The 14,826-nt window shown below is 71.3% G+C and carries 11 protein-coding genes and 1 pseudogene; 7 read left to right on the plus strand and 5 right to left on the minus strand.

The annotated features are described in order from the left end of the window. Positions 1–16: 16 nt before the first annotated feature. Complete coding sequence (locus ACZ7GZ_RS21835) at positions 17–772, minus strand: GOLPH3/VPS74 family protein (protein WP_471026524.1); 756 nt, start codon at positions 770–772, stop codon at positions 17–19. A 181-nt stretch (positions 773–953) separates the two neighbouring features. Between ACZ7GZ_RS21835 and ACZ7GZ_RS21840 the strand changes: the two genes are divergently transcribed. Continuing rightward, entirely contained in the window at positions 954–3,488 is a 2,535-nt protein-coding gene (locus tag ACZ7GZ_RS21840) for a D-alanyl-D-alanine carboxypeptidase (RefSeq protein ID WP_471026526.1), read from the plus strand. Between the two features lie 236 nt (positions 3,489–3,724). Continuing rightward, entirely contained in the window at positions 3,725–5,629 is a 1,905-nt protein-coding gene (locus tag ACZ7GZ_RS21845) for an MFS transporter (protein ID WP_471026528.1), read from the plus strand. Here the strand turns inward: ACZ7GZ_RS21845 and ACZ7GZ_RS21850 are convergent, their stop codons facing one another. After that, the gene (locus ACZ7GZ_RS21850; RefSeq protein WP_471026531.1) at positions 5,630–6,472 is read right to left on the minus strand and encodes a hypothetical protein; all 843 of its coding nucleotides are present in this window, start codon (positions 6,470–6,472) and stop codon (positions 5,630–5,632) included. Between the two features lie 74 nt (positions 6,473–6,546). On the opposite strand from ACZ7GZ_RS21850, the gene ACZ7GZ_RS21855 reads away from it, so the two are divergent. The 3 genes and pseudogenes from ACZ7GZ_RS21855 to ACZ7GZ_RS21865 all read left to right on the plus strand — a co-directional run bounded on the left by ACZ7GZ_RS21855 (position 6,547) and on the right by ACZ7GZ_RS21865 (position 8,742). Then, complete coding sequence (locus tag ACZ7GZ_RS21855) at positions 6,547–7,335, plus strand: SDR family oxidoreductase (protein WP_471026534.1); 789 nt, start codon at positions 6,547–6,549, stop codon at positions 7,333–7,335. A 61-nt stretch (positions 7,336–7,396) separates the two neighbouring features. After that, positions 7,397–8,089, plus strand: a pseudogene (locus ACZ7GZ_RS21860) (SLC5/6 family protein); the annotation flags it as partial. Positions 8,090–8,127: 38 nt separating this feature from the next. Further along, positions 8,128–8,742, plus strand: coding sequence for a hypothetical protein (locus tag ACZ7GZ_RS21865; RefSeq protein ID WP_471026535.1), 615 nt, complete (start codon positions 8,128–8,130; stop codon positions 8,740–8,742). Between the two features lie 30 nt (positions 8,743–8,772). Here the strand turns inward: ACZ7GZ_RS21865 and ACZ7GZ_RS21870 are convergent, their stop codons facing one another. Beyond that, positions 8,773–9,888, minus strand: coding sequence for an ADP-ribosylglycohydrolase family protein (locus tag ACZ7GZ_RS21870; RefSeq protein WP_471026537.1), 1,116 nt, complete (start codon positions 9,886–9,888; stop codon positions 8,773–8,775). 297 nt (positions 9,889–10,185) lie between these two features. Continuing rightward, the gene (locus ACZ7GZ_RS21875) at positions 10,186–10,593 is read right to left on the minus strand and encodes an ATP-binding protein (protein WP_471026539.1); all 408 of its coding nucleotides are present in this window, start codon (positions 10,591–10,593) and stop codon (positions 10,186–10,188) included. Positions 10,594–10,706: 113 nt separating this feature from the next. Here ACZ7GZ_RS21875 and ACZ7GZ_RS21880 point away from each other — a divergent pair, with 113 nt between their 5' ends. Continuing rightward, a complete protein-coding gene (locus tag ACZ7GZ_RS21880; RefSeq protein WP_471026541.1) occupies positions 10,707–11,519 on the plus strand; it encodes a helix-turn-helix domain-containing protein in 813 nt (270 codons plus the stop codon). Then, positions 11,516–11,704, plus strand: coding sequence for a DUF397 domain-containing protein (locus tag ACZ7GZ_RS21885; RefSeq protein ID WP_471026544.1), 189 nt, complete (start codon positions 11,516–11,518; stop codon positions 11,702–11,704). Before ACZ7GZ_RS21880 ends, ACZ7GZ_RS21885 begins: the two co-directional genes overlap by 4 nt. On the opposite strand, the gene ACZ7GZ_RS21890 is transcribed toward ACZ7GZ_RS21885, so the two are convergent. Beyond that, on the minus strand, positions 11,692–14,751 hold the full coding sequence (locus ACZ7GZ_RS21890; protein WP_471026547.1) for a tetratricopeptide repeat protein: 3,060 nt from the start codon (positions 14,749–14,751) through the stop codon (positions 11,692–11,694). The genes ACZ7GZ_RS21885 and ACZ7GZ_RS21890 overlap by 13 nt on opposite strands. Positions 14,752–14,826 lie beyond the last annotated feature (75 nt).

The following is a 14,826-nucleotide window of genomic DNA, read 5'->3' on the forward strand; positions in this document are numbered from 1 at the left end:
GGGACCGGGGTACGGCTCAGTGGGCCACGGCACGTGCCATGGATCCATGGTGCGGCTGCATCGGAACCCCGCGTGCGGGTTCCGGCGCGGACCTGGCACCGGCCGCGCCCTGCCGACCGGTGGCGGCCGGTCCACGGCGTGGCTGCGCGGCAGCACCGTTCTGCACGTCCATGACGGCATGGGCGACAAGACCCCCCATGGGGTCATGCCGGATCAGGTCCCGCAGCCGGGACCGCGAGGACCTGCCCTCGTTCCCGGGATACAGATGCTTGCCGAGTCCGACGGCGTGTGCCAGGGCGGCGAGCGCCGCGGTCCGCGGGTCCGGCGGTACGCCGGTGCGGATCGCGGAGTCCAGCCGGCCTCGGATCTCCCGGCTGATCTCGTTGTCCGTCGCCTGATAGCGAGTCGTCGGCAGCACCCCGCACATCTGACCGGCCACGGCATGCACCATGCCGCAGCGCTCCAGATGCGAGAGGTAGGTCTGACGGAGCCCCAGCCGGGGCCCGCCGATCCAGTGAACAGCCCGCACGGGAGCGCCACGCCGTCGCAGCAACTCCAACGCGCAGTCCAAAGTCGGATCTCCAGTCGGCCGTGGCACCACCACGGCGATACGATCCCCGTCTGGGGCTATCCGTCCGGCCAGCGCCAGCTCCACTAGCTGTGCTCCGGCCAGACCGAGGTCGAGCGACTGCGGCTGCGCAGTGGTACCCGTGGCCGGGTCCAGTGCGAGCAACAGAAGCTCCTCCGGAAGTGTTCTGCGGCTCCTGCCCATCCATGCCTCCCCGCGTGGATGAATGACAGGGTGACCCCTCTCACATTGGTCTGTCGAGGGTGCGTGACCGGTTCGTGAGGGAACCGGTAGGTATGTCGTTCTCGTCTACCGCAGGGGCCAAGCCCCCACACAGGACACTGGTACATGGTTCGGACAGGGCGCGCGCGTGGGCGTGCGGCGCATGGAGGAGGCATCGGTGGCGGGCGAGTCCCCCGACAGGTCGAAGCAGCGTCAGTCGTCGGTAGAACCGACGTCGGGGACCGCGGGCCCGGTTCCCGAGGCCCGCGATCCGCGCCTCGCGGTCTCCCGCGAAAAGGATTCCTCCTCCGGCCGCGTGGACACCGCGACGACGATCCTGTCGGTACGAGAAACCCCTGAGGAGGACACCGCCCTCCGCGACGCGGTCTCGGCATGGGTACGTGCCGCGGACAACCCCAAGCACAACTCGGCCGCCACGGACGCGCCCAAGGCCGAGCGGAACGAGGCCGACGACGACACCGAGAAGGCCGACGCGAAGGCAGAGGCAGACACGGAGGCGGACGCGAAGGCGGACGCGGACGCAGGCGCGAAGGCGAAGGCGGAGAAGAAGCCGGACGCGAACGCCAAGCCGAACACCGGTCAGTCCACGGACGAGGACGGCGAGAAGGCCGACGCGGTAGCGAAGGCGAAGGCGGAACCGGACTCCGCGGCCGACACGGACGGCAACGCGGAGACCGACGCGAAGGCAGAGGCCGCCGAAGGCGAAGCAGAGACGAAGGAAGCCGAGGACGGCGACGCCGACGCCGACGCGAAGGCCGAAGACCGCGACGCCGGCGTGGAGGCCGAAGACCGCGACGCCGACGCGAAGGCCGAAGACCGCGACGCCAAGGCGAAGGCCAAGGTCCGCGACGCCAAGGCGAAGGCCAAGGTCCGCGATGGCGAAACCGACGCCAAGGCCGAAGACCGCGACGCCGGGACTAAGGCCGGGGACCGCGACGCCGACGCGGAGGCCGGGGACCGCGAGGGCGGAGCCGAGGCGGACGGCGCCGGGGATGAGCCTGAGGACGCCGACGGCGGGGACGACCCGCAGGGGCCGCCCGCGGCCGGCAACGAGACCCGCACGGGTGGTGCGGGTGGGAACGACACCGACGCCGAGGGCGAAGCCGAGGCGGCGGACGCCATCGATCAGCCCACCACCGTCTTCAAGGCGATATCGCCCAAGCCGGCCCCGCAGGTCGACCAGCCGACGACCATGCTCAAGCTCGGCAGCAAGCCGGACACACCCAGGACCTCCAAGGCCCCCGAGTCCGACCCCGAGCGCACCAGCAAGTTCGTCGCGCTGAAAAACGACATCGCGCCGGCGACCAAGCCCGCCGCCAAGCCCGCCGCCAAGCCGGACGCCACCACCCCCGTCCCCCAGATCGGCCCCGAGCGCACCACCCAGCAGCCCCTTCCCCCGAAGCCCCCGCTGGACCTCCTGGCGGAGCTGACGAACACGCCCCCGCCCCCGGAGACCCCGGTCCGCACGATCGTGCGCCGGGTCAAGATCTGGACCCCCCTGGTCCTGCTCCTGGCGATCATCTTCGCGGTCGTACAGACCCTCCGCCCGCTGCCGTCCCCCACCCTCGCGCTCACCGCCAAGGACAGCTACACCTTCGACGGCACGACCAACCTGCCCTGGCCGAGCGAGGGACAGGGCTGGATGGACGGCGACGGCATCGGCACGATGGGTCACTTCGGCAAGCAGACGCCCGTGGCCATCGGCTCGGTCGCCAAGACCATGACCTCCTACATCATCCTCCGGGACCACCCGCTCAAGCCGGGCGAGGAAGGCCCGAGGATCCCGGTGGACCCGCAGGCGGAGAAGGAGGGCGGCTACGACAAGAGCGGCGGCGAGTCCACGCTCAACACCGTCAAGGCCGGCCAGTACCTCACCGAGAAGCAGGCCCTGTCGGCCGTCATGATCCCTTCCGCGAACAACATCGCCCGGCTGCTGGCGCGCTGGGACGTGGGCTCGGAGGGGGCGTTCGTCAAGAAGATGAACGCCACCGCGAGGGACCTGGGGATGACCAACACGACGTACACCGACCCCTCGGGCCTGAAGGAGACGACCGTCTCCACCGCCGAGGACCAGGTGAAGCTCGGTCGCGCGGTCGTCAAGAACCCCGCCCTGGTCGCCATCACCAGCGCGGCCAGCTGGACGGACCCCTCCGGCCACAACTGGAACAACGTGAACGATCTGCCGTACCTGATCGGCGCGATCGGCATCAAGACCGGCAGCACCACCGCGGCCGGCGGCAATCTGCTCTTCGCCTCCCGCAGGCAGGTCGGCGGCGAGACGGTGACGATCGTCGGCGCGATCCTCGGCCAGCACCAGGGGACGTCGATCCTCAAAACGGTCAACCGGGTCAGCAAGACCGCGCTGCTCGCCGCCCAGGACGCGCTGACGTCCTCGAAAATCCTGAAGCAGGGCGACGTGGTCGGCTATGTGGACGACCAGCTCGGCGGCCACACCCCGGTCGTGCTCACCAAGGACGTCCCGGCCGTCGGCTGGGCGGGCCTGAAGGTGAAGCTGTCCTTCACCTCCGGCAAGGTGCCGCACACCGCGAAGACCGGCACCAAGGTGGGCATGCTCACCGTGGGTGACGGTACGGCCGGAGCCGTCAAGGTCCCGGTGGCCCTGCAGAAGGACCTGACCGAGCCCGGCTTCGGCGCCAAGCTGACCCGCCTGGGCTGATCGCACCGCGCCCCGTCCGCCCCGCGCAGCCCGTCCGCAGCGCCCCCACCCGGGGGCCCCGCGGCGGGCTGCGTGCTAGCGTCACGAATCGGGGCAGGTCGCCGGTCACGGGACACGACCGCGAACTGAACGGAAAGCTGCCGGGAACACCAGGGAACCCGGCCGGGAACAGAAGCGGCCGGCAGACCACGGACCACGGCCGAGAACAAGAGACGGGACACGGGGAGTGCCTTCAGGTGGCAACAGCGGAGCCGACACGCGCCGACGACGCCGATCCGGGCTCGGGATCCGGCCCGCGAATACGCCTGTCCACAGCTGACCGGGAGCGTCGCACCGACCTGCCGGACGGTCGTACGGGCCTGCCCGGCGGTCACACCGACCGCCCGGGCGGCGCTACCGACCGTGATCGTCCCGGCACCCCGCCGCGCCGACTCGCGGGCCTCCTCGTCGCCGCCGAGCCCCTGCGGCAGCGGCTGCTCCGCCACCCCGTGCTGTCCATGACGGCCCTCGCGGGTGTCCTCCACATCATCTGGTTCTTCACCTTCGCGAACAGCGGCGGTGATCTCGCGGCCCAGGACGCCTGGGCGGAGTTCGTCGGCCGGCACCCGGACTCGGCGTACAACCTCGCCTGGTACGGCGGTATGCACCCGGTGTCGTACAGCGTGGTGTCGCCGTACCTGATGGCCGTCCTCGGCGTCCGTACGACGATGATGATCGCCGGAACCGTCTCGGCGGGCCTGCTGACCCTGGTCATGATCCGCAGCCGGGCGGTGAAGAACCCGCTGTGGGCCTCGCTCGCCGGGATCTTCGCGCTGCTGTGCAACGCGATCTCGGGCCGGGTGACCTTCGCTCTCGGCACGATGTTCGCGCTCGGCGCCGTCGGGGCCGTCTTCTGCTGGCCGTACCGGTGGCGGTACAAACGCTGGGCGAAGGCGGCGGTGGCCGCTCCCCTGGCCGGTCTTTCCACCATGGCCTCGCCCGTGTCGGGCCTGTTCGTGGGCCTGGTCGCGGCCTCGCTGTTCCTGCAGAAGCGACGGCCGGGCGCCTGGGCGCTGGGGCTCGCCCCGACGGCGGTGGTCGCCGCCTCCTACTTCCTCTTCCCTTTCTCGGGCACCCAGCCGATGACCATAGGGTCGGTGGTACTGCCCCTGCTCTACGGCCTGCTGTGCCTCTTCCTGGTGCCGAAGGAGTGGGTGACCGTCCGGCTGACCGCCGCCGTCTACAGCGTGGGCGTGCTCCTGGTCTGGCTGATCAGCTCGCAGATCGGGTCGAACATCTCGCGGCTGCCGATGCTGTTCGCGGGGGCGGCACTCATCGCCGCCCTGCCGTTCACGGTGCGCAAGTCGCGCAAGTGGTACACGACCGTGCTGGCGCTCCTCGGCTTCGTCGGCTGGATCGGCTTCAAGACGGTCGACGACATCATGCACACGACCCCGGCCGCGTCCTGGGCCCGGGAGCTCGCCCCGCTCGTCCACCAGCTGCAGAAGGCCGGCGCCGAGAAGGGCCGCGTCGAGGTCGTCCCGGCCCGCTCGCACCGGGAGGCGTCCGCGCTCGCGCCGTACGTCAACCTGGCGCGCGGCTGGAACCGGCAGGCCGACATGGAGCGCAATCCGCTCTTCTACGACGACACGCTGAACTCGGCGAACTATCACGAGTGGCTGCAGCGCTGGGCGATCCACTTCGTCGTCCTGCCGAAGGACGACCCGGACGGCGACGGCGGCGAGCGTGAGGTGGAACTGCTCCGGCGCGGGATGCCGTATCTGAAGCAGGTCTGGGGCGACGCCAACTGGCAGCTGTTCCAGGTGACCGATCCGACGCCGCTCGCCGAGCCGGACGCGGTGGTGGACCGCGCCGGGCAGGGGGAGATGACGCTGCGGGTGCGCAAGGCCGGGCGGATCCTGATCAGGATCCCGTACTCGCCGTGGCTGAGCGTCGTCGACGAGCACGGCAAGAGCCTGAAGGCGCCGCAGGAGACGAAGGCGAAGACGTACGTCAACGTCAACGGGTGTCTGATGGAGACGCCGGAGGACGCCAAGGGCGACAAGTGGACGATGCTGCTCGCTCCGCGGGCCGGGACGTACAGGTTGGCGGCGCCGTACCAGCTGCCTCGCGGTACTCCGTGCCCTGACGCGCTGAAATGATCAGCCGCGCAGTTCGGTGACGTAACGATCCGTGCCCGGGACCGTGGGGATGAACGGCGCGATCAGCTCCAGCCTCCCCAGCCCCGACCCGGCCACCTGCTCGTCCAGACCCGTGAAGTGGTCCTCCCAGCACTCCCGCGGGTCCTCCTCCAGGAACCACAGCAGGGTCAGCCGGGTGTCCACGCCCTCGACCTGCCGGACGTAGGTCATACGGTCGCCGGGCAGCGGGGTGGGCCGGAACACGGTCACCATCGCGGCCGGGGAGCCGGGCAGCCGCTTCGGCAGGTGCCGGACGCGCAGCCACCGCAGCAGCTCGGCCCGCTGCCCGGCCGACTCGCTGTCGATCACCTCCAGCACCAGCCCGGCGTAGGGGTGGTCGAGGGCGTGGAAGTCCCTGGGGCCGGCCGCGCCGTCCCGGTACACCGTCGTCTCGTGGTCCTGGAAGGCCGTGAAGACGTGGGTGCGGGCGTGGTGGACACGGGCGTCGCGGTTCAGGCGCTTGTTGATGGCGACGGTCCACTTCATGTGGTCGTCGTAGCGTCCGTCGGTGATCCAGTAGGTGGAGAGGTAGCAGCCGGTGGTGACGGGCCGGGCGACCGCCGACTTCTCGGGATACCGCAGGAGCTGCAGGTCCCGGGTGGCGACCCAGCGGCGGCCGGCGTACATCCAGGGCATGGCCATCGCGCCGGCGTAGTAGTGGTCGTCCTCGTACCAGCGGTTGTAGGCGTACTCGTGGCCGGGGTGCGGCTCGACCATGGTGATCAGGGCGTGGCCCGGGTGGACGCCGTACGGGCCGACGGCGGCCAGCTCGCCGTACAGCGCGCCGCGGGTGTCCTCGCTCATGCGCTTCCCCTTTCCTGCGGTGCGCCATACTCTGACGCTCCGTCAGATAAAGCGCCATACCGCGGGAGGCACCGATGTCCCTGCTCGCAGGCAAGACCGTCGTCGTCTCGGGAGTCGGCGCCGGGCTCGGCCGCCAGGTCGCCGCGGCCGTCGTGCGGGACGGCGGGAACGCGGTGCTCGGGGCGCGCACCGAGGCGAACCTCGCCAAGAGCGCGGCCGAGATCGACCCGGACGGCACGCGCACGGCGTACCGGCCGACCGACATCACCGACGAGGACCAGTGCACGGCGCTGGCGGAGCTGGCGCGGGCCCGCTTCGGCGGCATCGACGCGGTGGTGCACGTGGCCGCCTGGGACTCTCATTTCGGCGGGCTCGAGGACGCGGACTTCGCGACCTGGCAGTCGGTCATCGACGTGAACCTGCTCGGCACCCTCCGGATGACACGGGCCTGCCTGCCGGCACTGAAGGCGGGTGGGGGCGGTTCGGTGGTCTTCATCGGGACGCAGTCGGCACTCGCCGCGCCCTCCCAGGTGCGGCAGGCCGCGTACGCCGCCTCGAAGGGGGCGCTGACCAGCGCGATGTACTCGCTGGCACGGGAACTGGGACCGCACCGGATCCGGGTCAACACCGTACTGCCGGGCTGGATGTGGGGGCCGCCGGTGCAGGCGTACGTCCAGTTCACCGCGCAGAGCGAAGAGCTGACGGAGGCGGAGGTGCTGGGGCGGCTGACGGAGCGGATGGCGCTGCCGGAGCTGGCGACGGACGGGGACGTGGCGGACGCGGCGGTGTTCCTGTCCTCGGACCGGGCTCGGGCCATCACCGGCCAGTCCCTGCTGGTCAACGCGGGAGAGCTGATGCGCTGAGGCAACGGGCCCACCCTGCCCGACTGTTCGTATATATAGACGCTGCTCACCAAGGCGAACAATTTTACACCACGCACAGAAGCCGGACGGCTCCGACTCCTACGGCCTGATGACCGAACAGCTCCTGCCGCACGGCCTGTTGGGGCTGGTCGTCGTCGGCTTCTTCTCTCACACGATGGCCATGTGCTCCTCCGACGCCAACGCGATCGCGGCGGTGTTCACGCGGGACGTGGCGCCGGTGCTGTCCGCACGGGCCCGGACATGGGGCCGGCGCTCGGGCCTGATCGCCGCCCGCGTGACGACGGTCGTCTTCCTCGGCCTGTCCATGGCGGTGGCCACGCAGGTCGACTCCCCCGCCTTCAAGGACATCATCACCGTCGTCATCAAGTGGGTGGCCGGGCTGATGGGCCCGATCGCGATCCCGATGATGCTGGGCCTGCTCCGCCCGTTCCGCCGCTCCGGCCCCACGGCGGCCCTTACCAGCTGGGCGGCGGGCCTGCTGGCGTTCTGGCTGGTCAACTACCCCGTCAACGGGCACGTCTCCGGCGGGGTCCCCCTCCAGTACCAGGTCTCGGTGCCGCTGGCGGTGTCCCTCGTCCTGTACGTCGTCATCGGTTTGGTGAAGCCGGAGGACACACCGGAACGCCTGGCGATCATCGAGAAGGTCAACACCGACGGTGATGCGGTGGCCGCGGTTCCGGTGCCCGCGAGTGCGGGGGACGATGCGTTGGGCGTGTCCAACCAGCCTGGGTAACCTGCCCGTTGACATTGATCGGCAGGAACGGGGAACGAATGAGCATCCAAGCGTGGCGGGCGGCCTCCCGGCTGGTGGGCCGCCGTACCACCCTGCGCTATCTCACCGTCGGCGTCGGCGCATCGCTGCTGGCGGCGTGCAAGGGGAACGACGAGGGCAAGGGGAAGGGGCCGGGGAAGGGCCAGGCGACAGGGACGGGCAAGGGCACGGCCGGCCCGAGCGGATCGTCGCCGGCGCCCGGGGTGACCGGAAAGGCCTTCGCGGCGTTCGTCCGCGGCTCCTGGAAGGTCACCTCGAAGCCCTCCTCCGGAGCCCCCTTCTCCTACTCCATGAACATCGCCGACGGTACGTGGTCGATGAACGGCAGCGGGAAGTCGGTCAAGGGCACCTGGGCGCTCCAGGGCGGGCGGCTGGTGATGAGCGTCCCCGAGGACATGGGCGGTGACAGCTCCGGCGCACAGAGCGCCGCCGCCTCCCACGTCCCCGCGTCGGTCGGCGACTTCGCGAACCAGGTCCTCCCCTGGCAGCCGCCCGGGACGGCCGGCACCGATTCCGGTCAGCGGCTGGAGGTGATGTACGCCCACGGGGTTCTGCACATCATGCACGTGGACGAGAACGGCAGCACGACCGAGCACACCTGCACCCGGGCCTAGGGCCCCGGTCCGCCGCCGCGGGTGCCCGGCTCAGGCCCGTGGATACCGGGCCAGCCACCCCGGCGACGACCCGGCGGGCCCGTGCAGGGCCGGCCCCTGGGTCATCTCCATCGCGAAGTCGTCGGCGAGTTCCAGCACCGTGGGACGGCCCTCCAGCTCCGCCAGCCACCCCGGCGGGAGGGCCGTCTCGCCGTGCAGGGCGCCGAGGAGACCACCGGTCAGCGCGCCCGCCGCCGCCGACGGTCCGCTCTGGTTCACCGCCAGACACAGCCCGTGCCGCACGTCCTCCCCCACCAGCGCGCAGTACACGGACGCCGCCAAAAGCCCGTCCGCCGTACCGTCGCCGGCCAGTTCCTCCACCCGCGTCGGACCGGGAATCCCCTGCCGCACCGCTCCCAGCGCATGCTGCAGCGCGTCCGAGACGGGCTGGTGGCCCGGCCGGGCGGCCAGCAGGGACAGGGCCCGCTGCACGGCACCGTCCAGGCTGTCGCCCCGGGCCAGGCCATGCACGATCACGGCGTACGCGCCCGCCGACAGGTAGGCGATGGGGTGCCCGTGGCTCTGCGCCGCGCACTCCACCGCGAGCTGTGCGACCAACTGCGGCTCCCAGCCGACCAGCAGCCCGAACGGCGCCGACCGGGCCACGGCCTCCGGACCCAGCTCACCGGGGTTCTTCGGCGACTCCAGCGTGCCCATGGTCTCGTCACCGAACCCGATGAGCAGCGCCCGGGTCGGCTCGCGCCGGGCGTACAGCCACTCCTCGCGCGCGAGCCAGCCGTCGTCCTTGCGCCGCTCGTCGGGCCCCCAGTCCCGCTGGGTCGCCGTCCAGCGCAGGTACGCCCGGTGCAGATCGGTCGGCGGGTGCCAGGCGCCGGTGTCCCGGCGTACCTGCGCGCGTATCAGGCCGTCCACGGTGAACAGCGTGAGCTGGGTGTGGTGGGTGACCGTACCGCGCCGCCCGTGCCCGAAGGCCAGGTCGAGCAACCCCTCGGGGCCGTAGGCGGTCCGGATCTCGTCCAGGGACAGCGGATCGGCGGGCCCGCCCAGCGCATCGCCCACGGCGACCCCGAGCAGGGCACCGCGCACCCGGCTGCGGAAGTCCTGCTGTTCGGCTCGGCCCCAGACGGCCCCGGATGTCGTACCCACGCAGACCTCCTCATGGCACCGTCCGTCCGTACGACGCTAGGCACTGTAATCGACGGGGAACGGTCCGTTCACGCGGGCAAATCACCCTCCACGGGTCATTCCCCCCGACCAGTTCCTGGACCTTCTTCTGACGAAGGTCCGGCCGGTGGTGGCGCAGGGCCCGCTGCTCGGGGCGGTAACGGGACAGGACCCCGTGTTCGCCCCGGTCCTGGTCCCGGCGGCGGAAAGGTGAGCGGACCTCACGGCACGTTCAGCCGCCACTCCGCCTCCGCGACGACTTCGCCGCCGGCGCCCTGGTCATGGACCGCCGCGACCCGGTACGAGCTCGGCCCATACGGTCTTCGCGTTCGCCGGCGCCTTTTCCACGCCCCAGCGGTCGGCGTACGCCGCGACGATCCGCAGGCCCCGGCCGGTCTCCGACCCCTCGGCCACCGGCTCGTGCAGACACGGGCCCCCGTCGCCCCGGGCGTCGGTCACCTCGATACGGAGGGTGCCGTCGTCGTGCAGCGTCAGTCCGAGGCGGAAGTCCCGCCCTCGCACCCGCCCGTGCAGCACGGCGTTGGCCGCCAGCTCCGCCACGATGTGCACCGCCTCCTCGAACGGCACGCCCCACTCGTCCAGTTGGCGCTCGGCGAAGAGCCGGGCCAGGCGGGCGCCTCTGCGGGTCGCCGAGAGCTGGATCGTGAGGCGGGTTTTCTCATTCATGTCACCCAGCGTGGCCGCCGATCCCTACTCTGAACAGCGACGACCACAGTACGCAGCGTCACTGTCCGGGCGCTCGGCGTGGTCGTACGGCTCGTACGTCACAAGGGGGCAGCGTGGAGGACGAAGAGGCCGAGGCCGTACTCAAGGCGGTCGGACGGCAGATCAAGGTGTGGCGGGAGGCCGCCGGGCTGAAGCAGGGGCAGTTGGGGGCGCGGATCAAGTACAGCGAGGAGATGGTCTCGTCCGTGGAACGCGGACGGCGTTCCCCCAAGCCGGACTTCCTGGACGCGGCCGACGAAGTGCTGGGTGCGGGCGGCAAGTTGGCGGCGATGAAGGAGGATGTGGAGAAGGCGCGGTATCCGAAGAACGTCCGGGACTTGAAGCAGCAGGAGGACGAGTCAGTCGAGCTGGGCGCCTACGCCAACCACTACGTGCATGGCCTGTTGCAGACCCCTGAGTACGCAAGAGGCCTGTACACGATGCGACGCCCGTCGTATACGGAGGAGGAGATCGACCGTCATGTCAGCGCCCGCCTGGCGCGGCAGGAGATCTTCGAGCGCGTACCGAGCCCGACGATCACGTTCGTTCAGGAAGAGGTGACCCTGCGGCGCCCCATCGGAGGCCGCACGGTGTTGCGGCGGCAACTGGAACAGCTTCTGAACGTCGGCACGTTGAGGCACGTCGAGATCCAGGTGATGCCAACCGACCGCGAAGACCATGCGGGCATGGGTGGGCCGTTTCGCCTGTTGAAGCTCCGGAACGGCAAAACCGTGGCACACGAGGAAGGGCAGACCTACAACCGGCTGATCAGTGACCCCCGGGAAGTACAGCTTCTTGAGATGCGCTATGGGATCATCCGAGCGCAGGCTCTCCCGCCCCGGGAGTCGCTGACATTTATCGAAAAGGTGCTGGGAGAAGAGACATGACCACCCGCACGCTGACGTGGTTCAAGAGCAGCTACAGCAGCAACGAGGGCCCCGACTGCGTCGAAGTAGCCATAACCCCCGGCGCCGTCCACCTCCGCGACTCCAAGAACCGGAACGGCGCCCAACTCGCCGTCAGGGATACCACCTGGACGGAGTTCCTGGACTTCGCCGCTCACTCCGCGTAACGCGCCCGCATCTCGTCGCGGGCCGTGATCACCCTGGCCAGGCGGGGTGCGAGTCTGGACCGGTCGATGCCGGGGCTGTGCAGCAGGATGCCGAGGTGGTCGGCCAGGGTCGCCAGGCCGGGCCAGTCATACAGGACCAGCGCACGGTCCAGCGATGCGTCCAGGAGGGGCCACCTGTGAAAGGCCGTGCTGAGGGTGGCTGCGAAGAGGACACGCAGGGTCGGTGGCCGGGGACCGTCTCGCCGTACCGCGGGGAGAATTCTCGTCCACACAGGGCGGGCGGCGGCCAGACCCTCCCCTCCGCTCACCGCCAGCGCCAGCCTCAGCAGGCGGGACGGTTCGTCTTCCGGCCGCTCGGCCTCGGCCGCCGCCCGGGCCCGCGGCCAGTCCCGCAGGAGCAGGTACGCCCAGCACCGGTCCCCGGCCGTGTCCGCCGCGGCCAGTGCTTCCTCGAAGCGGCCGTCCAACAACCGCAGGCGGGACACCTGCGGCTGTGCCCACTCGGCGTCGGCACGGCTCATGGTGACGTACCGGTCCAGGGCCGCGGAAGCCTGTTCCAGCCGGCCGACGCCGATGTCCGTCAGGAACCTGTTCGCCAGGGCCCACGCGCCGTCGGGGTCCAGCTCGACCGCGCGGTAGGCGTCGGCGAGCGCCTTGTCGTACACGCGCCGACGACGGTGGATCCTGGAGCGGTGCACCAGGGCCCAGGGGTAGTCCGGCGCGAGGCTCAGCGCGCGGTCGAGGTCGTCGACCGCCTCCTCGTCGCGGCCGTGTTTGCTGTGCAGGGCGCCTCGGCTGGCGTACACCGAGGCGTAATCGGCATCCAGGTCGATGGCCCTCTGGTAGTCGGCGAGCGCCTCCTCCTCGCGGTCGGCCGCGCTCAACGCGTCGCCCCGCTCGCACAGCACCCAGGGCGCCTCGGGAGTCAGGTGCACGGCGCGGTCGAGGTCGGCCAGTTGTTGTGCGCGCTCGCCCCGTGACCGCCGTACGCGGGCGCGGCGGACCAGGCCCCAGACGAAGTCCGGGGCGATCTCGAGGGCCCGGTCCAGGTCCGCGAGTGCGAGGTCGGACCGGCCGAGCGCGTGGTACGTGGTGCCCCGCACGGCCCAGGCGACGTTCCGCGTCGGGTCGAGTTCGATCGCTCGGTCCAGATCTCGTAGCGCGGCGTCGTAGTGCCCGGATATCCGGTGGTAGTCACCGCGTGTGGTCAGGTGCCGGGGGTCGTCGGGTGCCAGGGCGGTCGCCCGGTCCAGGTCCTCGATGGCGCCCTCGTAGTCGCCCAGTGCGGCGCGGACGGCACCGCGGCCGTGGAAGGCGCGCGCCAGGCCGGGGTCCAGGGCGAGGGACCGGTCGTATTCGGTCATGGCGCGCTCGTATGCGCCGTCGGTCCTGAAGAGCCCGCCGCGGACGGCGTGCGCCAGGGCCCGGGAGGCGGTGTCGAGCGCGGCCCGGTCGAGAAGCAGGGTGAAGGGGGCGGCCCGGTCCGGAGCCTGCAGAGCGCGCAGCAGGTCCGCGCCCCAGCGGGCCAGCGCCTCGTCCTCGAGGTCTGCTCCGGCCTCGGCCAGCATCCGCGCCCAGTGGCGTCCTTCCTCGGCGCTGTGGACACGAGCCCACACCATGGCCCCGAGCACACGCGGCAGCGCCCCCTGCTCCCCGGCGCACAACCGGTGATACGTCTCGGCCAGGCTCAGTTCCCGCCACCGTCGATCAGCCCAGGGGTCGGTCAGCCCCGCCCGCCGCTCCTCCTTCCAGCGGCCGAAGACGTCCGCCAGTCGCTGGTGCCGTTCCGTCCACCCCTGCGGTGACTCGCGGCGCTGCAACCGCAGCATCGGCGCACGTACGACGTCGTGGTACTGCACCCGGTCGCCCCGCTCGCTGACGAAGGGCATCGCGCGCAGCCAGTCGTACAGGGCCCCGGCCTCCTCCTCCGGGCAGCCCACGACCGCCCGGAACACGTCCGCGTCGAGCCGCCGGGGCAGTGCGCAGGCGAGGGCCACCGCCCGCCGCCGATCGGGCTCCCACTTCAGGAACCGTCCCACCGCCGTCGCGCTCGGGTCGCCCACGTCGTCCGGGTCGGCGGGGCGGGCTTCGGCGAGGGTGGAGACGAGGACGGGCAGGCCGCCGGTGAGGCGGAGCACCTCCGCGACCACCGGCTCGGCCACCACCCCCCGGCCGGCGAGCAGCCCCCTCGCCTCCGCCTCCGTGAACGGGCCGAGCGGGACGTCCCGCACGCAGTCCGGGAAGCCGCCCCAGCGGGCGGTGTCGAAAGGGCCCTGGCCCGCGGTGACGACGATGACGTTGGCGGGGACGGCGCCGTACCGGTCGGTGGTCATCAGCTCGTGCAGCCAGCCGTCGAGGAAGGGGCCGGTGCGTTCGTACGTGTCGAAGAACAACACCAGCCACGGGACCGAAGAGGTCACCGCCGCCAGCTCGTCCAGCAGCCGGGGTGTCAGCACCCGCTCCGGGGACAGCACCAGCTGTACGTCCTCCTGGTTGCGGAAGCGGGCGCTGAGCCTGGCCTTCAGGCGGGTCGCGCCCTCCGCCAGCTGGCCCGCGTCCACCGCTCCCACGAAGGCGCCGGCGCCCGGGAGGAGCGCGCCCAGGCCCGCCATACCCAGCCGTACCGCGGTCGTCGCCAGCGGGGACGGGCCCTCGGGCGCCGGCTCCAGGGTCGCCACCTCGGCCTCCGCCTCGTGCCGCCGCTCCCGGTGGGCGACGAGCGCCTCCTCCAGTTTCTTCAGGCGGTGTCCCTGCTGCGCGAGTTGGAGGCCGATCGCCTCCATCGCCTCCGGCACGCTCCCGGCACTCTCGTCGACGTACACCGTCAGCGCCCCGCGCTCCTGGGCGATCTGCTTCCACTCCTTGACCAGGAACGTCTTTCCGACGCCCGCGTCGCCGTGGACGTGGAAGAGGAAGCGGTGGCGTTCGTCCTCCGGCTCGATGTCCAAGTTCTCGCGGAAGGCGGCCCGTTCAGCCGTCCGTCCGACGAACCCCGCCCGGCTCTGCCGCGCGAACAGCTCCTGCAACGTAGGCCGTGCCCGCGCCATCCGTACGCCCGCCCTTCCCCCCGACGTCCCCCTCATTCTGGCGCAATGCCCCCGCGCTAACAGGGCCTGCGGCAG

The organism is Streptomyces sp. NPDC037288, assembly GCF_055603265.1.